Annotated in this window: 9 protein-coding genes, 1 pseudogene and 3 CRISPR repeat arrays (1 of these 13 cut by a window edge); of the genes and pseudogenes, 1 reads left to right on the forward strand and 9 read right to left on the reverse strand. The window is 69.3% G+C overall.

Annotated features, from left to right (window positions below):
- Positions 1-18 precede the first annotated feature (18 nt).
- Positions 19-1095 carry an AAA family ATPase gene (locus tag OJ254_RS28325; protein ID WP_265365345.1) on the reverse strand — a complete coding sequence of 359 codons (1077 nt, stop codon included), beginning with the start codon at positions 1093-1095 and terminating at the stop codon, positions 19-21.
- Between the two features lie 2507 nt (positions 1096-3602).
- Between OJ254_RS28325 and OJ254_RS28330 the strand changes: the two genes are divergently transcribed.
- Positions 3603-3833 carry a hypothetical protein gene (locus OJ254_RS28330; protein ID WP_265364643.1) on the forward strand — a complete coding sequence of 77 codons (231 nt, stop codon included), beginning with the start codon at positions 3603-3605 and terminating at the stop codon, positions 3831-3833.
- A gap of 261 nt (positions 3834-4094) precedes the next feature.
- A CRISPR array of direct repeats spans positions 4095-5894; the repeat unit is 29 nt; unit sequence GGGACCATCCCCGCGGGCGCGGGGAGCAC.
- A 91-nt stretch (positions 5895-5985) separates the two neighbouring features.
- Positions 5986-7968: direct repeats of the CRISPR family, unit length 29 nt; unit sequence GGGACCATCCCCGCGGGCGCGGGGAGCAC.
- An 86-nt stretch (positions 7969-8054) separates the two neighbouring features.
- Here OJ254_RS28330 and cas2e read toward each other — a convergent pair.
- The 8 genes and pseudogenes from cas2e to cas3 all read right to left on the reverse strand — a co-directional run bounded on the left by cas2e (position 8055) and on the right by cas3 (position 17642).
- Complete coding sequence (cas2e, locus tag OJ254_RS28335; RefSeq protein ID WP_265364644.1) at positions 8055-8393, reverse strand: type I-E CRISPR-associated endoribonuclease Cas2e; 339 nt, start codon at positions 8391-8393, stop codon at positions 8055-8057.
- Positions 8390-9340: a type I-E CRISPR-associated endonuclease Cas1e gene (gene cas1e, locus OJ254_RS28340; protein WP_265364645.1), complete on the reverse strand. Its 951-nt coding sequence runs from the start codon at positions 9338-9340 to the stop codon at positions 8390-8392. The genes cas2e and cas1e overlap by 4 nt, the downstream gene beginning before the upstream one ends.
- Positions 9337-10089, reverse strand: coding sequence for a type I-E CRISPR-associated protein Cas6/Cse3/CasE (gene cas6e / locus OJ254_RS28345; RefSeq protein WP_265364646.1), 753 nt, complete (start codon positions 10087-10089; stop codon positions 9337-9339). The genes cas1e and cas6e overlap by 4 nt, the downstream gene beginning before the upstream one ends.
- A pseudogene (gene cas5e / locus OJ254_RS28350) lies at positions 10089-10825 on the reverse strand (type I-E CRISPR-associated protein Cas5/CasD). Before cas5e ends, cas6e begins: the two are co-directional and overlap by 1 nt.
- The gene (gene cas7e, locus OJ254_RS28355; protein WP_265364647.1) at positions 10822-12018 is read right to left on the reverse strand and encodes a type I-E CRISPR-associated protein Cas7/Cse4/CasC; all 1197 of its coding nucleotides are present in this window, start codon (positions 12016-12018) and stop codon (positions 10822-10824) included. Before cas7e ends, cas5e begins: the two are co-directional and overlap by 4 nt.
- Positions 12015-12614: a type I-E CRISPR-associated protein Cse2/CasB gene (gene casB, locus OJ254_RS28360; protein WP_265364648.1), complete on the reverse strand. Its 600-nt coding sequence runs from the start codon at positions 12612-12614 to the stop codon at positions 12015-12017. Before casB ends, cas7e begins: the two co-directional genes overlap by 4 nt.
- 62 nt (positions 12615-12676) lie before the next feature.
- On the reverse strand, positions 12677-14398 hold the full coding sequence (casA, locus tag OJ254_RS28365; protein WP_265364649.1) for a type I-E CRISPR-associated protein Cse1/CasA: 1722 nt from the start codon (positions 14396-14398) through the stop codon (positions 12677-12679).
- On the reverse strand, positions 14391-17642 hold the full coding sequence (gene cas3, locus OJ254_RS28370; protein WP_341483788.1) for a CRISPR-associated helicase Cas3': 3252 nt from the start codon (positions 17640-17642) through the stop codon (positions 14391-14393). Before cas3 ends, casA begins: the two co-directional genes overlap by 8 nt.
- Before the next feature lie 20 nt (positions 17643-17662).
- Positions 17663-19016: a CRISPR direct-repeat array (repeat unit 29 nt; unit sequence CTGCTCCCCGCACCCGCGGGGATGGTCCC); it runs 919 nt beyond the window's last position.

Consider the following 19016-nt stretch of genomic DNA (forward strand, 5'->3'; position numbering starts at 1 on the left):
ATGCCGGGCCCCGGGAAGTCAGAGCTGTCGGCCCAAGGCCAGGGCGGTAACCGGCCTGCCGACTGCCTTGGTGACGATCTCGGCGACCGTGTCACGGTCTTCCAGGGGCGCGATGCCGACCAGGTTGGCGAAGGCCGCCTCGGTGCCCAGGACATCGGCGATCTTCTGGAAGGCGATCAACTCCCGTAGTTGTGGCGCCCATCCCAGTTCGCCCGCGCGCTGACTGGTGGCGAGGCGGCGGGCGATACGTACCGCCGTGCTGTTGATCTTCAAGGCTGCGGCCAGGTCGTAGTCCGATCCGACCTGGATCTGCACGCTGAACCGTGAGGCGAGGGCCTCGGTCAGGACCGCTCCGTGTACGCCGGGGTTGTGACCGGCGATCACGTAGAAGCCGTCGGCGGCGGTGATGGTCTCGCCCTTGTGCGCCTTCACCTGGATCTGACGCCGCCCGTCCATTGCGGGATACAAAGCGGCCAGCACCTTCGGCGAGATCAGCGTCGCGTCGTCCAGGAGCAGGGCACGTCCCTCCTGCATGGCGGTGACCAGCGGCCCGTAGACGAACTCGTAGCCACCGTTCTCGTCCTGGGTGTACTCACCGACCAGGTCGCCGACCGTGGTGTCACCGTCTCCCGCGACCGTGATGAGGTCCGGGAACGCCGCCTCGATCAGCGAGGTCTTCCCCGTCCCCGGCGGCCCGTACAACAACACCGCCACGCCCGCCTCGCGCAACCTGCGCAGCGCTTCGACATCTGGGAGCTGTGCCAGTGCCCTGGGGTGGTAGCGCTGGCCGTTTGGGCGGGTAATCGGCTGCGGTCGCCCGCTCGGCGGGGGCGTGGGCGCCTGCGAGGTCGTCTGGCGTGGATTCGGGGAGGTGAGAGTTGGACCGGGTTGCGGTGGTACGGCGGCCTGTGCTGCTGAGCCGGTTTTGGCGGTTGCCCGATACCGGCGCGGTTTCTCGCCGACCCGTTCCGCCTCGGCGCGGCACACCAGGGTCTCGCACGCGTTGCCGACCGCTCCGCCGGAATGCCCCAGCATTTTGGCCAGTTCCGTGACGCTGAACTCCATTGCGGTGTTCGCAGCAAGGATTTGCGCGATCCTCGATCGCAGCTCACCGGGGCGCGCCTTCGCCTGCGGGGAGGCGGAAGAAGTGGCGGCGGGTCCCGGTTGGGGCTGCGTGGTCATGTGTGACTCCGATCTGTGCGTCGCGAAGGTGGCAGGTGAGTTACTTGTCAGCGGGCGGCGCTTGGGGAGGAACGATGGGGCGCCGGGGCGGTTCAGGCATGGACTCCAGCGGTTTCCTGGGGCGCGGAATGCGCGGGATAGCAGGGGCGTTGTCGTCTGCCTCATGGCACATGGGGGTCTGCTCCGTCTTCCGTGCGTACGTGGGGGGCGCGCCTGCGCCGCGCGATGACTTGCGGGTGGCGCTGTTTGGCTCGGGCGGCTGACGTGACGGCGTTGACCAGCTGACGAGGTGCCAGCTCGTTTTTGGCCGCACTCCACCCAGGCGCGGATATCTCCGCAAATAAATCGGGGGGGTTTTCTAATTCCCACTTCCCGGGAACAATTCAAATATAGCTCGACGCGCACCGCGCTTGAAGCTGGATTCCGGCTTGACAATGCTGGAATTCTCGCGAATTCACGACGGGGATTTAGGGAAATTCGCGAAAGCGCGACGCAAGGCGTCGTGGCTCGCGGCGTTCACGACCCTTTCCCAGGCGCACGGCGGCACGGCGGCACGGCGGCACGGCGGCACGGCGGCACGGCGGCACGGCGGCACGGCGGCACGGCGGCACGGCGGCACGGCGGCACGGCGGCACGGCGGCACGGCGGCACGGCGGCACGGCGGCACGGCGGCACGGCGGCACGGCGGCACGGCGGCACGGCGGCACGGCGGCACGGCGGCACGGCGGCACGGCGGCACGGCGGCACGGCGGCACGGCGGCACGGCGGCACGGCGGCACGGCGGCACGGCGGCACGGCGGCACGGCGGCACGGCGGCACGGCGGCACGGCGGCACCCGTAGCTTCGCTCGGGCGCCGCCGCCCTCCAAGGCGTCCGGAACTGCAGGCTTCTGCAGCCAGGGCTACAGAAAGACAGAAGAAGCAGTCAGGGCTGGCTACGCCAGGCGAAGTGGTGAAGTCAGACGCCGGCATGGCCGCAAGGCGCGGGCCGGGGTGGTCACAAGTAGATCGGGATGCCTGACTGCACCGATAAACAGTCGGCCGCACCCAGCGGTGGCTCGCAGTGGGTCTGACCTGGCGTTATGGGCCGGCGGGGGTGTCGTCCTCAAGCGCGTACACCGATGCGACGGTGGACACGACGCCCGATACGACCGGGGAAACGTCACATAGCTAGCCCCGGCGCCTGATAAGCGTGAACTCCAAGGAACCCGCCCCTTGTCGTGGAAGTGCATTGCAATGCTGTCGCTCTTGACGTCGACGCTACGGGAAGTGTGGAAGCGGAGGAACTGAAGCGAGGCCAGCGTCGCGGTGCAGAGTCTTGAATTCCTGTGACGGCATCAGCGATCTCTTGGTGAGAACCGCCCACCGCTGTCCGACGTTACCCCCAACACAGGAGCGGCACAACGAATTCTCCGAGGGCGGCATGTGATGGCCGAAAGGTCAGCAGCGAGCTGTTCTTTTGAATGCCGACCGCGATGAGAGCGAAGCTTCAGTTAGAATCCGCGCCCGCTTCTTGCCCTTCAAAGTGCCGAACCATCTGCAGGTGATACCAGAGTGACTGGCTAACTGATCCGGCAACGTACAGGCTGGCCCCCACGACAGACATGGGCACCGCTACACCCAGAAGACCGAGCATCTCCCACCAAGGACGGGGTTGCAGACATTGCTCGGACGGCGTCAGGTCACGGAAGAGAAGCGCCGCGCACTGGTGGTCGCCGCCGGCTGAATACGGCACAGCCAGCAGGTAGATGAGCCAGGCCCACAACCCTGCAGCCACCAGTAGGGCTAGCACGCCCCATCTCTTCCGTCGTGCCGCGCGCTGCCAGAAGGCTGACCCCAACTCCACTGCATTCGAAACGAGTTCGCCCCGATAGCGGTCTCTCAAATCTCGGCTGGCGACCCTACCCCAGGTCTGCGCATACCTCCCGGGTACGCCGACGGCGACCGCGATCGGCGAATACTCACATGCTTACCGAACAACCGAGTCCCCTCGCTCCACCCGCCCCACACGACCCCGAGAGCGAACCGACGGCAGCCGACGTCCTGATCGACGTAGTCCAGGAGACGGCGCGCGGCGTCTCCTTGTTGGGGCATAAGCAGGAGAGGCAGCGCTGCGTTCGTGGTCGCTGGCGTGACTATGGCGGACGAGGGGCTGGAAGGCTTCGGCGCGGCTCTTCAACACGAACAGGCAGCCGCGGTCACCGTCTCCCGCCGACGGAGTGTCGCTCGCGGCACCCGGCGGGTGCCAGTTGCTGGTGCTAGTCCAACAGCGGACATCACGCGTTGTCCGCGCCGCAGTGCCATAGGGGGTACACGGTGCTGGGTCACGGCGTGCCGGTTTGACCCCGGCGCCCCATGTTCAAGGATGGGGCGGCGGGATGATGCCGAGCCGGATGCGTGGAATGCGGGTATGCACGGTCCATGGCATCAAAATTCAGCACGAAGGACGGCGGCGAAGTCCGCGTCGGAGACAAGGTGTGGGCCCAGGTCTGGCAGGAGAGTGACAATAACCCCTGGCTCATCACCCAGCACCCGCTCGACAAGACCCACCTCATCCTCAAGGAGATCGGCGGCACCGAGGAACGCGTCCACCACCCGGACGACCTCGCCCTCTACTACTACGCCAACCGGCAACCGCCCAGCGGCGGATGAGGTGGGCACCCCTCAACCGAGCTCCGCAAGCCCTCGAACGCACACGAGAACAGGCCGTAGCCAGCGCTTTGGCCCCGTCCGGCCGAGCAGCAGCAGACTGCGTCCCGCCGGTCACCACCGTGCTGCTGCCCGTTCTCGTGAACATCCGGAGAGGCAAGTGCCTCCCGAACTGCTATCGAAACGCTGCTCTGCGACGTGAACAGAGCCAGGCATGCCTAGGGGAGCGCACCCCCGACCACGGCCGGGGACTGCCGGGCCGGTGGAACCATTCCCGCGGGCACGGGGAGCACTGCACCGGCGTCGCCCCGTGGGACGCCAACCTGGGACCATCCCCGCGGGCGCGGGGAGCACTGCTACAGGCGTGGCCCGAGTACGTCGCCGGTGGGACCATCCCCGCGGGCGCGGGGAGCACCGCCCCTCGCCGCCACGCTGCCCCTGCAGCACGGGACCATCCCCGCGGGCGCGGGGAGCACACCGGCGGCTGATCCGTCGGCATCAGCGGCCCGGGACCATCCCCGCGGGCGCGGGGAGCACGAGGCGGAGGCCGACGACTCCGAGCGTGCCATGGGACCATCCCCGCGGGCGCGGGGAGCACCCTCCCTGCTCGTCCCCTGTGGGCGACGTTCCAGGGACCATCCCCGCGGGCGCGGGGAGCACGATCCCGAAGGCCTGGTCGAGGCGGGTGCGGGGGGACCATCCCCGCGGGCGCGGGGAGCACTGGATGCCGGACGCGACCATGTTCACCGCAGAGGGACCATCCCCGCGGGCGCGGGGAGCACGCACGCATCCTCGGCTTGCCGCGGAACGGGACGGGACCATCCCCGCGGGCGCGGGGAGCACGTATGGCCACTGGTAGTCGAGGGTGCGGCCGAGGGACCATCCCCGCGGGCGCGGGGAGCACACGGGGCACCGTGACCGCGCCATGTCCTGCGCGGGACCATCCCCGCGGGCGCGGGGAGCACTTCCACCTCATCGGCTGCACGGCCCAGATGAAGGGACCATCCCCGCGGGCGCGGGGAGCACAGCTACTGGGACGGCACCGGTTCCAGGGAGGCGGGACCATCCCCGCGGGCGCGGGGAGCACGAAGGCGTCGAGAACGCCGCGAACATCGCGAAGGGACCATCCCCGCGGGCGCGGGGAGCACAACCGGTACACCCAGGCCCAGCTGCACACCAGGGGACCATCCCCGCGGGCGCGGGGAGCACGCCATCACCGTGGCGGAGAAGCTACGCGACGAGGGACCATCCCCGCGGGCGCGGGGAGCACTCCAGCGGGACCAGGACCTGAAGGGGTACCGCGGGACCATCCCCGCGGGCGCGGGGAGCACTAAGTGATCTGCTCGTTGGTGACAGAAGGGCTGGGACCATCCCCGCGGGCGCGGGGAGCACTGTACCTCGGCGAGTTCGCGGCGGAGGTCGGAGGGACCATCCCCGCGGGCGCGGGGAGCACTTCTGTGCCACGGACCGGATCATGCTCCACTGGGGACCATCCCCGCGGGCGCGGGGAGCACTCCAGGACCCGATCGCTGAGGAGGAAGCTTGGGGGACCATCCCCGCGGGCGCGGGGAGCACTTCCTTGGCGGTTGGTGATGAGAGGCGATGCTGGGACCATCCCCGCGGGCGCGGGGAGCACCTACGGACGCCCGCCTCAGTCTGACGGCGAACGGGACCATCCCCGCGGGCGCGGGGAGCACCAGTGGCAGGTGAGGTGGCGGCCGGCGTGGGTGGGACCATCCCCGCGGGCGCGGGGAGCACATACCCGGCCCGGCTGTGCTCTGCCCAGCTGCGGGACCATCCCCGCGGGCGCGGGGAGCACTGCGATCTGGAACCTCAGATGACGTGGTCCGCGGGACCATCCCCGCGGGCGCGGGGAGCACGGAAGCCCAGGATTTGGCGGCGGCGATGGAGGGGGACCATCCCCGCGGGCGCGGGGAGCACGGCATCCGCGCAGAGACCCTGGATGGTTGGCAGGGACCATCCCCGCGGGCGCGGGGAGCACCGGACGGAGGACGCCCGGATCACGTACTCGGTGGGACCATCCCCGCGGGCGCGGGGAGCACAGCGGCCGGGTTTCGTCCCAGGCGCGGAACTCGGGACCATCCCGCGGGCGCGGGGAGCACGGTGTGGGTGATCTTCTTGCCCATGGCGGGGAGGGACCATCCCCGCGGGCGCGGGGAACACGTCTCGATGGCGTAGGAGAGGTTCGTGTTCACGGGACCATCCCCGCGGGCGCGGGGAGCACTGGCGAGTATGCAGCGTTGCTGGCTGCCCCGAGGGACCATCCCCGCGGGCGCGGGGAGCACACGGGGACGGGGACGATGGACAGCGCGGCAAGGGGACCATCCCCGCGGGCGCGGGGAGCACCCGAAGTCGACACCGCCCTGAACGCCATTCTCGGGACCATCCCCGCGGGCGCGGGGAGCACACCGATCAGCTCCAGCCCACCACGGATGAGCTGGGGCCATCCCCGCGGGCGCAGGGAGCACTAGTGGAGGTACATCTCGACGCGGTACGTGGTGGGACCATCCCCGCGGGCGCGGGGAGCACACGGTTGCCCGTGATGGCCCGGTACAGGGCGCGGGACCATCCCCGCGGGCGCGGGGAGCACAACAACTCCGCCTCCGCCTCCATCCACCGCGAGGGACCATCCCCGCGGGCGCGGGGAGCACACGAAGTGCCCGTAATCCCGGCCGTTGGCCGTGGGACCATCCCCGCGGGCGCGGGGAGCACCGTCGGTTCTTGGCGTGGCTTAGGTGGTCGGTGGGACCATCCCCGCGGGCGCGGGGAGCACCCCGGTCCGCGTCCGGCTTGTTCTTGCGGTTCTGGACCATCCCCGCGGGCGCGGGGAGCACCCACGGGTTACCGGCCGTTCCCTGCGTATTCGGGGACCATCCCCGCGGGCGCGGGGAGCACGGCGGAGCCGAAGGGCGGGACGGGGGACCGCGGGACCATCCCCGCGGGCGCGGGGAGCACTCCGGGTCGTCCGCACTGTCCAAGAGGCGGGGGGGGACCATCCCCGCGGGCGCGGGGAGCACCCCTGGTGTGCCTTGACCGCGCGGGTGTGGAGGGGACCATCCCCGCGGGCGCGGGGAGCACGCCACCTGCCAACCCGCCGTTCCTGCCTGGAAGGGACCATCCCCGCGGGCGCGGGGAGCACTCGCGCTCCTCATTCCCCTCGCGTGGCAGGAAGGGACCATCCCCGCGGGCGCGGGGAGCACTTGTCCATGCCGCCGACGGTGATCGCGCTCCCGGGACCATCCCCGCGGGCGCGGGGAGCACCAGTTCCGCCGTGTCCGGGTCGACTGCGTTGGGGGGACCATCCCCGCGGGCGCGGGGAGCACCTGAGCCCCGAACACGCAAAAGAGGCGGTCAAGGGACCATCCCCGCGGGCGCGGGGAGCACCCGGGGCGCCTGATGAAGGGCCGCCCCCTCGCGGGACCATCCCCGCGGGCGCGGGGAGCACCGGCACCAGCCCGCGAAGCTGGTCCAGGGGTTGGGACCATCCCCGCGGGCGCGGGGAGCACCCGACCGTGTCCTCGGAAGAGGAGTTCGCCGCGGGACCATCCCCGCGGGCGCGGGGAGCACCGACCACACCGACCCGGGCAGTTGGCCGGTCTTGGACCATCCCCGCGGGCGCGGGGAGCACGAGGCCCGGGCGGAGGCCATCGAGGCTGAGCTGGGACCATCCCCGCGGGCGCGGGGAGCACGGTGCTCGTCACGGGCGGAGCTGGCTTCATCGGGGACCATCCCCGCGGGCGCGGGGAGCACCCGAACAGGCTCGGTGACACCGAGTTCGATGAGGGACCATCCCCGCGGGCGCGGGGAGCACCTGCTCCGGGGGCATGCCGTTGGTGCGGGCGTGGGACCATCCCCGCGGGCGCGGGGAGCACAGCAGATGCCTGTCCGAACAAGTAAAGCACTTGGGGACCATCCCCGCGGGCGCGGGGAGCACAGACGCTTGCTGATCTCAGCTACGGACTCGCCGGGACCATCCCCGCGGGCGCGGGGAGCACGGCTGGTTGTTGATGAGGTCGGCTTTGCGCTGGGGACCATCCCCGCGGGCGCGGGGAGCACGATTCCTGGACCGGCCGCCGGAATACCTCGCTGGGACCATCCCCGCGGGCGCGGGGAGCACTCTTCCTGAGCAGCAGCTTTACAGCGCGGCACCCCCGTACCGAGCACTTTCACCGAGTCGGTCATTTCCGGCATTCAGCCCCTTTCCTATGGCTTGAAGCGGCGTCGTTTGGATGCCTTGCTCCAACCAGTTGGAGGGATGGTGGCCGGTGGTGCTTTCGGGCGACGCATCAGTGTGACGCCCTCGTGATCCACGGGTTGCCAGGCGTGATCCATGGTTTGGAAGGTGAAGCCTTGTTCGTTGTTGGTCGAGTGAGCAAGGAGGGCGCGGCCGGTGGCTGCGTACTGTTCGACTTCTGCCCACAAGATCTCGCGAATCCGGGCTGAAGGGTTTCCGATGAAGACGCCTGCGGAGATCTCGAACATCCAGCGCGTCAGGAAGCCGCGCAATCCTGGTGGGCAGTTGGTGAGGACGATGACGGTCACCAGCTGGCCTCGGCGTAGTTCTGGCCTGCGCAGACTTCTCGGCCCCCGTCCGTTTGCAGCCTGACTTCGTCCGTTTCTCCTTGGTGGTCTGAGCCGGTCGGGTTGGCCGGGGCAAGGAGTTGCTTGATGTCGCTGACACAGCGGTCGAGCAGGCCGGCGCGGTTGATTTCGTTGCGGAGCATTCTGCGCGTTCGGGGGCCGACGTCGGTGTCGTCTTCGGCGACGACGGTGAAGGCGGTGGGGATGCCGATCTGGGTCTTGTAGAGGTCTGCGATGTCCAGGACGAAGGCAAGCTCGTGCCCGGAGTGGATGAAGCCGAGGCTGGGGCTGCAGCCGAGAGAGGCGATGACAGCGTGAGCGATGCCGTACATGCACTGAGCCGCAGCGGTGATGGCCTGGTTGATCGGGTCGGCCTTGGTGAACTCGCCTGGAGTGAAACGTCTGCCGCGCCAGGTGACGCCGGTTCGGGCGGCTTCGGTGCGGTAGCAGTCTTTGACGCGTTGTCCTTCGCGTCCGAGGAGTTCTTGGCGGGTCAGGCCGGCGGGGTCATCGTCCGGGAACCGAAGGTGGTACATGGCCCGGGCAACGCTCAGCCGGGTGCGCCGATTGGCCCACAGGGTTGCTTGCGCCTCGGCCAGGGCGGAGGAGCGGGTGAGTGCTCTGCCTCCTGCGTAGTAGCGCACGCCTGCCTCGCCGACCCACATCACTGCTGCCCCGCTTTCGCCCAAGACGCTCATGGCTTGGTGGGTGATGCGGGTGCCCGGGCCGAGCAGCAAAGTGCCGATGGCGGCGGAAGGGATGTGGGTGATGCCGTCGGCGTCCTCGGCGGTCAGGGCGTTGGCTTCCCGGTGGATTGTGCAGCGTTCGAGGTAGAGGAACGACAATCGGTCGCGAGTGCGGGTGAGGTGGCGAGGTGTCAGCACGGCGTGTTTGGCGATGGTGGTCATGCCCTGCCCTGTGCTGGTGCGAGGGTCATCAGACCGCAGCCGTAGGCCTTGGCCTTGCCGAGCCCGTGGGTGAGGGTGCGTCGCATCGCGTCGGGGTCGGTGACTTCGAGTAAGCCGTCGTAGGTCACCGTGACCAGCCGTACGGGGGCCTTGGTGCTAAGTTCTTTGGTGAAGTCGACATCGCGCCGGTCGCGCACCGTCATCTGGTAGCGGTCACCGTGGTGCGAGTGACCGCCGTGCATGGTGCCGGCCGGCAGCAAGCGGTTGGCGGCTTCCTTTTCAAGGATGCGGAAGCCGGCCCGCTCCTGGCGTTCCAGCAGCCATCGTTGCTGGTGGTGGTTGGTGAGATGGGCGGTTCGCTTGGTCGGCTCACCGTCCTTGCGGCGGGCATGATGGACAGGGTTTGCAGTGAGCCGGAATCCCCATTGGCCTCCCGCGGCCAGGCGGTCCAAGAGGGGGGCGTAGGAGCGGGTTTGCCAGCCGGGCGTTTCCGGGTCGGTTGCGGCTGCTGGCCACCCGGCCTGCTCGACCAGATGTGTCATGTCGGGTCGTGCAGGGCTGACCACGTAGAGGAAGACTTCGGCTCGTGCGTTGCGGTCCAGGCGCCACAGGACCCGTGGGGCGTTGGTGTCGCTGGGCAGCGTGCTGGGGAACGATGACATGACAGCGGCGTGTAGACGCTGCGGGGAGCTGAGCAGCCGTCGGGCACCTGAGCGTGCGGTGTTCACGCGGAAACGGCTCAGGTGCATCAGTCGTTCTCCTCTTCCAGGGCGCTGAACGGGTCGTGAGCCGATACCGCAGGGCGTTTGATTCCTCGCGCGGCGGTGCTAAGGGGGTTGGCCACGCGGATCGTGCTGGTCGTGTAGGTGCGCAGCATGTGGCGGCGGTGGGCGGTGGAGAAGCTCAGCGGCTGGTCCCGCAGGTGGTCGCCGGTGCCGTCTTGGCTTTCGATGAGGGTCACCAGGTCGATCTGTGCGTCCCGGTGCCGCATGCGCTGGTACCAGGGGGCCGCCTGCCAGGGCTCAAGTTCCAGCGCTTTGTGCAAGCCGGCATCGGTATGGAGCTGTAGGTCGACGGGGCGGGCCGGTGGGCAGGAGCGGCGGCCGAGGTAGGGCGTGTAGACGGGGGCGCGCAGCGCGTCGTGAAGCTCGCGGACGAGCGTTTCGCTGCCCTCGACGGCGGCGACGAAGACCGCGTCGGAGAGGTAGAACCGTTCGGTCAGGGGCATCGCTTTACCAGTGACGGTGTGGTGGGCGGTCTGGAAGTCGCGTTGGCGGGTGCCGGGTTGGTCGATGCGTACCGCGAAGCGCAGGCCGGCCAGGTCGGCAAGGCCGGCGTCGTCGTTGCGGTCGATGCCCTTGGCCGCGGCGAGCAGGCCGATCACGCCGCTTTTGGTGGGTGCGGCTTCAGTGGTGCGGCGAGTGAAGCGGGACGAGGCCCCCACGACTGCAGGGGGCCCGCCAGCAGCAGGGTCAGGACACTCATCCGTCGTGCTCCATGTGGTCAGCCACGGCCTGCCCGACGGAGGTCACAAGCGTGGTGAGGCTGGGGATCTCCTCCCCCAGCCCGGCGAGCTTTTCGGTGCTGGCCCCCACACGCAGAACCCAGGTCTGTGTGGAGTCCTCATCGCCGTAGGCGCGCTCAACCGACGGCACGTACTGAGCGAGTCGTTCGCAGGCTTCCTTGACGTATCCGCCGTCCTCGCCGCGTACCGGCTCTTCGAAGACTGACGCGAAGCTGACGGGCCTGGTGGTGCGCAGCTTGACGATGACTGCGTCGGGCAGGGTGTGGTTGCCGAACGTGTTGATCTTGCCTGTGGGCAGTGACGCGATGAAGCCGTGCACGAAGGCTTCCACTGCGCGCCGCACCGGTGTTGTCAGCGGCTCATCTTCGCGCAGTCCCTCCCCCAGGTTGTTGCGCAGCTGGTGGACGTTGAGCGCGGCGTAGCGGTAGAGCGTGGCGGAATTGAAGTCGACGGTCCCGATCATGCCGGCGCCGGGCTCTGCGTCGGTGTTCTTGTCATCGACGGCGGTGTAGTAGTCGGATTCGTTCTCGACACGATGGACGCTGATGGCATGTGCGACCTGCACAGCGGCGTCCACGTTGATGTCGGCGGAGTCGGCGACCATCCGCCCGAACAGGGCGATGTCCACCGAGTGCAGGGTGTCGGCGATTTCCTTGGCGCGGGCCTTGTTCTCCTTGTCCTTCAGGTACGTCTTGATGTCGGCCGCGCCGTCGACCGCGAGCTGGGCGAGACCGTCGAGCTGCCGGGCACTGAGGAACATCAGGTACTTCGACGTCGGCGCCGCCGGCTCAGCGCCGTCCTCCTTTTCGGTGCGCTTACGCTGTGGCACCTCGATCTTCGAACCCGTGGCGCTCTGGATGACCTCGGCTGCCAGCTTCAGCGCCGCCGTGCCGCTGATGGCGGAGTCCAAGGCGGTGATGCGCGCAGCGAGCACCTCGGCGACCTTTTTCGTGCGCACCCCCAGCTCAGAGGGCTCCAGGAGCTGCTCGTCGGTGAAGTAGGTACGGGTGGCGCGCTTCCACGCCTGGCTGGAGACTCGAGCCCGCGGCACCCCGCCGTAGACAGCTGACTTCGGAGCGCCGGTGTCGTCGCGGTTGAGGTTGCTGGGCGGGACGGTCTGAAGGGCGTGTACGTCGAGAAAGATGCGGTTCACGAGGCGTCCTTGTCGAGGCTGTTGTCGTTGTTGTCGTTGTCGGCGGCGCTGCGAGGTCGGTAGGCCTGGAAGGAACGGCCCCAGGCGCGGCGCACCGCGTCGCGACCGCCGGGCTGCTGCCAGGCGTAGAGCTGTCCGGCGAGCAGGGCGTAGTCCACGGCGATGTCCTCACCGCGCAGAAGGACAACCAGGCCGCGGAGCCTGTCGGCCAGTTCGCGCAGCGTGGCGGCAGTCCCCACCCGCACGAAGCGTTTGCGGACCGGTTCGCCTCGCTCGTCGTCCGGTACCAGCTGTCGAACCGCTGCTCCCAGCCCGGTCGGTAGCTCCTTGGTGTGGGGCCGGTGCATCGCGCTGCTACGGGACTGCTGGTGCAGGGCCCACAGCGTCACGGCCACGTGCACGGCGTCCTCGGCCCACGTCAGCTCCCTCTCCCGCAGTGGCGCCGTTTCAGCTGACTGGTGATGCAGGGGTGACAGGTCCAGGCGCCCCCACAGGTCCGGCACCTGCTGGAACTCTTTACCGGCTCCGCGCCGCAGCTGCGCGAGCGCGGCGACGGCTGAAGGGTGGTCGGCCAGGTAGCCCTTCTGCAGAGGCACGATGACTGCCTCAGCTGCCCGGGAGGCCCGGGCCTGGGCAGCGGGCTGGGAAACCACGGTGGTCATACGGGCACCTTCGGGGAAGAGGAATCGGAATCGGATTCGTACGTGCCGCCCGCTGCATCCGCAGCCTCAGCGTCCGAGCTGAAGGCAGCGCCCACGGCTGTGTTCAGGCGGCCGCGGAACCATCGGTCAGCCAGGGAAGAGTTCAGCCACACAGAGCCCTTCTTGCTCTCCACCATCCGGCCTTCCCAGGCGGCATCGCCCGCACCGGTCAGCAGCTGCCGCCCCAGCCTGCTCACGATCCGGTAGACGTCCCGCTGCCAGACCGTGCGCTGCTCGTGAGGGTCTTCAGCCTCGCCGAGAGCCGCGAGCCAGGTCCGATACGGGCCGTCCAGCGCCCCGAACCCGGCCTCCCGCGCGGCGTCGCGCACCGGCTCCGGCGCACGGCCGGCGGTCCGGGCGAGATCCCCCGCCAGGTCCCCCAACGCGGACACACACGCTTCGGCATCCGTCACCGCCCCGATCGCCACGCTGGCGTGGTTGGCGTGCTCACGGTGCAGCAGCACCACCGCCATGGCGACCTGGTCGTCGACGATGTCGTCGATAACGGACTGCTGCGTGCCGTAGAGCGCACCGACGACCCGCGCCCGGATCAGGTATCGCCGTGGCAGGACCCCCTCGGTGGCCAGCCGCGCCACCCACCTGAGCACCCCCGGCCGCAACGACGCAGCCGGCTCGCTGCCCTGCGCCGTACCGGGGACCCGGTCCGCGATCAGCGCCGCGAGCCCCCGCCAAGCCTGCCGAGCCGGATCATGTTCCCGCGGCATATAGACCAGCGCCTCGCCGCGCTTCTTCTCCTGCGCCTGGCTGCGCCGCCAGCCGGTCATCGGCTCGCTCTCATGGCGGTTGTGGGGCGTGAGCGGGTCACCGTAGCCGAGCACGACACCGTGCACGCCCTCTGCATCGAAGTGCAGCCGGAGCCTGCGCGTCTGCCAGGTGTACAGGTCGCGCACGCCCGACGGCCGCTGCGCAAGGGCTGCTTGCGCCGTTGCTCCAGGACCACACGCCTCGCGACGCCACGCCGGCCGATCATCACTTCCGACGTGCAGGTCGGTGGTATCGGCGGCGATCAGGTTCAACAGCAGCGTCTCGCGCAGGGTGGCACCCTCGGCGAAGACCCCTCCCAGGTTGCCGGCCCACCCCACACCGAGGGGATAGACCTTGCCGCCTTTGACGCGGTCATCGCCGGCGACACCGGTTTTGATGCCGGAGGTGTCGTAGGCGTGAGCGTGGATGAGCCACCGGGCTGCTTCAGCGAAACCGATCCGGCCCACGGCCGGCATCCGAGCGCTCAGGAACGGCTCGCCGTTGGGGACGTCAGCCACGATCCGATTGAGGTCGAAGACCTCGTCGCGGCCGGTCCGCAGCCCCGCCACTTGGAAGAACGGGGCTGTGGCGTGCAGCAGGTCGAGTCTGCCGCGGTGCTTCTCCAGGTAGCCGCTCAAGGGGGCGAAGCAGTCGTCATCCGCCCACAGGTCCGCCCACTCATCGATGTCGGCCGGGCCCTGGAGGGCATCGTGCACCATGGCCAGGAGCAACCGCAGCAGGGCGAACTCCTGTGTCGGCACGTCCCCAATCAGCCGCCGCACCTGGCCGGCCTGCTCAAAGACCTCACGTATCGACAGCAGGCCCGGTGTGCCGTCGAGGTACTGCACCGGCAGCCACCGCTGGCAGGTCAGGTCGAACGATAAGACGTCGGATGGTGGGCTTTCGTCAGGCACGGGTCACCTCAAGACCGTCGCGTCGGCTGTATCGGAGTGCGTAGCCTGCCAGCTGGCACTGACAATCGCCGTCGAGCACAAGAATCAGCTGGCCGGCGAGCCAAGGGCTGTCCTTGCGCTGCCACGCCTCCACGTAAAACTGCTCGAGTTCGGCGATGGCGCGGTCCATCACCGTCGGGTCGGAAAACTGGCGCGGGAGCCGCAGACCGCTCGCCGCGGCTGTCTTCGCTGCCCGCGGCGACGGCACCTGGTCCACCGCAAGCTCCAGTCCACCGCGACCTTCTCCCAGCCAAGGCAGCGTCGCCAGACTGCCGTCCTGGCGACGCTGCACGACCAGGACCTCAAGGCTCTCCCGACTGTCCCGCACCTGCGCACGCCCGGCACGCGAATCGTCAGCGTCACCCACCCCCGCGGCCACCCAACCCAACAGCGGCCGACCGACACGGCCGACCTCCCCCAGCCGGAAGTGCCCCGCACGCTCCATCTGATCCGCCCGATGCGCTTCATGCTTCAGGCGGGCGGCATCAACGGCCGCAACCCACGGCCCCGACCAGGCAGGTTCCGGCCCATAGGCGGACTGCACCAGCACACTGATGTCCTGCGGCAAACGCACCGGCCGCCGCTCACCCTCCACATGCCGCACGAGCACGGCCGCTGACCGCAGCAGCGCATACGCTCCATAGACCGCCACCGAGCCACGCACCGGCACAGGAACCGGCTCCGACCAGTCCGCTCCCGTCACCAGACACCGCGCCACCCGCAGGCGCTCCGGCCGGTCCGACTCCTTCACCCCGCGCTGATGACGGTGCAAACGGCCCATCCGTTGCAGCAGCAGGTCGATCGGACACAGATCGCTCACCAGCAGGTCGAAGTCCACATCCAAGGACTGCTCCGCCACCTGGCTGGCCACCACCACGTGCTTCGCCGGCCGCCGCCCCTTTGACGTTTCAGGCGGGCCGAACATGTCGACCAGCGCCTTGTCGTTCTCGGCACGGTCGAGATCTACGAAAGCCGAGTGCGCCACGGTGACATGCGCATCCCCCAGCCGATCGCGCAGCAGCTGTGCAGTGGCCAAAACCCGCTTGACCGTGTTGCGCACCACCAGCACACAGCCGCCCCCCTCAAGCTCCTCCTCCAACCGCCCAGCCAGCAGCTCAAGGTCGTCATCGAGCCGCTCAAGCTCCACGCGGCCCTCACGCCCCGATGCCCCAGGAGCATCCACGACAGGTCCGTGCCCCGCCGCCACCGCTGTCACCAGCGGATACGCATCCTGCTCGCCCAGCGCACCGAAACCGGCAGCCCCCGCCCCCGCATACGCCTCAGCAAGCTCCTGCCGCCGCGACGCGGGCAACGTCGCTGACAACACCACGACCGGCACCCCGTATGCCCCCAGCCACGACAGCACACGGTCCAAGTACACGTTCATGTATGCGTCATAGGCATGCGCCTCGTCGATCACCACGACCTTGCCCGCGATCGCCAAATGCCGAAGCGCCAAGTGCCGACTCTTCAGCCCCATGAACAACAGCTGATCCACCGTGCCGGCCACGAACGACGACAGCATCGCCTTCTTCCGCCCACGCAACCACTGGTGCGCCACCAGCTCCGCAGACGCATCCCCCCGCACCACACCGGGCCGGAAGTCTTCACTGCCTCCATCCGCGTCGACCGCACGAAGGGCCTGCCGACTCGCCCGCTCCAGACCAGCGAACGCCTCGTTCAACGCCGCCTTGGAGTGCGCCAGCTGCACCGAGACCCGCGCGCCCTCCTCCGCCGGCAGCCTCTTCAACCACCGCACCACCCGCGAAAACATCGCATTGCCCGTCGCCATGGTCGGCAACGCAAAGAACACACCTCCGGCCCCGGAACGCGCCGCGAGGATCTCAGCAGCCGCCAAGGCCGCCTCCGTCTTGCCTTCTCCCATCGGCGCCTCGACCACCAGCAGCCCTGGCTGCGGCATCGTGCGAGCAAGCCTTGCCACCGCCTCCTGCACCGGCCGCACCCCAGCACCCTCAGGAAAATCGAACCGCGAAGCGAACAACCCCGCCACATCATCCGCAGGTTCACCGGCCTCCCACGGCGGCGGCAACTGCAGCCCCAGCCAAGCCGCCGCCACACGGGCCGACTCCGTTTGCGCCGCAGCCTGCGGAAAGTAAGGAAACAGCTCCGGGTTGCTGGCGATCCAGTCAGCAACGATCACCAACGCCGACAACAACACCTGAACCGGCTGAGGCAACCGCACCGCCCGCCACTCCTGCAGCCGGCCTGCCGCCCCGAAGACATCTGCGCAGGCGCTCAGAAGAGACTCCTGCACTTCCCGCCACGCAGCCTCCGACGAACCGGGAGTCCGCAGCAGATCAGGACGGTCGTACAGATCCTTCAGCTGATGATGATCAGGAGGCACACCATGATGACCACCCACCACCACCCCGAACTGCGCCGCCTGCCTGCCCGTCCAGCCGTGACTCTCCTCCAACCACTCGGTCAGCAGGGCCTGGCCGGCCAGACCATGAGCAGCCAGCTTCCGATCAGTGCCGAACTGACGCCGGGTCTTCATCTCCAGACCCTCGTCCCGCATGCGATCAGCCAGAGAATCCACCTGACAGGCGAAGGCCGGCGTCGCCTTGCCAATGTCGTGCACCGCTGCCAGCCACACCGCCAGGACGCGAGCATCCGACAACCCCTGCGGGAGAGCCTCCGCTACCAGCGACTGGACACTTGAAGGCAACCATCTATCCCACAGCAGCCCCGCCACCGCGGCACTGTCCTCCATGTGCCGCCACAACGGCAGCCAACCCTCACCGTCGCGATCATGCTTGGCCCACGCAGCTCGAGCTGCTCTCGTCAGTCCTGCCCCCAGGACCGACGCCTCCCCCGCATCTGTCATGCGGTATGCATACACACCAGCGCCCGCCAGTGGGGCCCAAATGAGACAACAGCAACGCGCTGGGCGCGAACCAACTAAGATCCGCACGATGTTGAGGAGAAGGGGTCGGCAGGTCGCCCCGTAACCGTGCAGGTCACGAAGCTTGCTTCCTCCCCGCGGGGCTGGTCCCACCAACCAGGAGTCGTTGCTCTGCTTTCCGCCCCCGGCGCAGATGCCCCCGACCTGACCACTGCGCCGCGTGCCGGTGGTCCGCCCCGCTTTCGCGGTTGTGACGCTTGGCAGCAATGAGTTACTAGACATGAATGTCGCAAATGCCGGATTCGATGAAAGTGCTTCAAATCGGCACGGCTGACGCATAACAATGCAGGTCACGAAGGCTGCTCCCCGCACCCGCGGGGATGGTCCCAGCGCCGAGACCGACGCGAGTCCAGAGGAGCGCTGCTCCCCGCACCCGCGGGGATGGTCCCGGCTCACGGCCGGCACCGGGCACGGCTGCTCCCCGCACCCGCGGGGATGGTCCCGGCTCACGGCCGGCACCGGGCACGGCTGCTCCCCGCACCCGCGGGGATGGTCCCCGCCTGCTCGGTGGGGGCTCCGGGCTCCTCGACTGCTCCCCGCACCCGCGGGGATGGTCCCGGCCCGGAGGTGACCTGCCCGCCGGACAAGAACTGCTCCCCGCACCCGCGGGGATGGTCCCCGATCCTGCCGTGACCCTTTTTCGTAGTCAGGCTGCTCCCCGCACCCGCGGGGATGGTCCCAGCAAGGCCGACAGCACGGAGGACCGCACTGGCTGCTCCCCGCACCCGCGGGGATGGTCCCAGCCTCCCGTTGCGCGTGCCCTCGGCAGCGCTCTGCTCCCCGCACCCGCGGGGATGGTCCCTCGCCCTCCCACGCCAACTCCAGGAACGCGTCCTGCTCCCCGCACCCGCGGGGATGGTCCCCGGGCACCGCTACGTCGACCCCAAGGTGAGCGCTGCTCCCCGCACCCGCGGGGATGGTCCCGAGGAGCTGGTGCACGAGGACGAGGACCAGGCGGCTGCTCCCCGCACCCGCGGGGATGGTCCCGCCCTGAAGGACCTGGCGCGCACCGGCGGCAACTGCTCCCCGCACCCGCGGGGATGGTCCCCTCCCCAATTTGATCAGCCACCTACAGGTTGACTCCTCCCGCACCCGCGGGGATGGTCCCGCGAGCGTTGGTCTGCCTCCGACCTCGCGAATCTGCTCCCCGCACCCGCGGGGATGGTCCCAACATCCCGACGTACTTCGCGTCGCTGGAGATCTGCTCCCCGCACCCGCGGGGATGGTCCCACCCAGCTGGACGCCGCGTGGATCACGATCGGCTGCTCCCCGCACCCGCGGGGATGGTCCCTGATCGTCGAGTGGTCGATCCCGCCCAGCATCCTGCTCCCCGCACCCGCGGGGATGGTCCCTCACCACGAAAGCGACGGCGGCGACGCCGACACTGCTCCCCGCACCCGCGGGGATGGTCCCAAGCGCGACGCGGCCGACCTGGCCGCCGCCCGCTGCTCCCCGCACCCGCGGGGATGGTCCCGGCACGGACCTACTGCGGTACAACGGGTCGACCCTGCTCCCCGCACCCGCGGGGATGGTCCCAATGCCCAGCTGGTGCACCTGGCCTACCAGGCCTGCTCCCCGTACCCGCGGGGATGGTCCCTCCACGATGCCGAGGGCCTGCGATGGCCGGTGCTGCTCCCCGCACCTGCGGGGATG

This window comes from Streptomyces endophytica, assembly GCF_026153355.1.
GTDB classification, from domain to species: Bacteria; Actinomycetota; Actinomycetes; order Streptomycetales; family Streptomycetaceae; genus Streptomyces; species Streptomyces endophytica.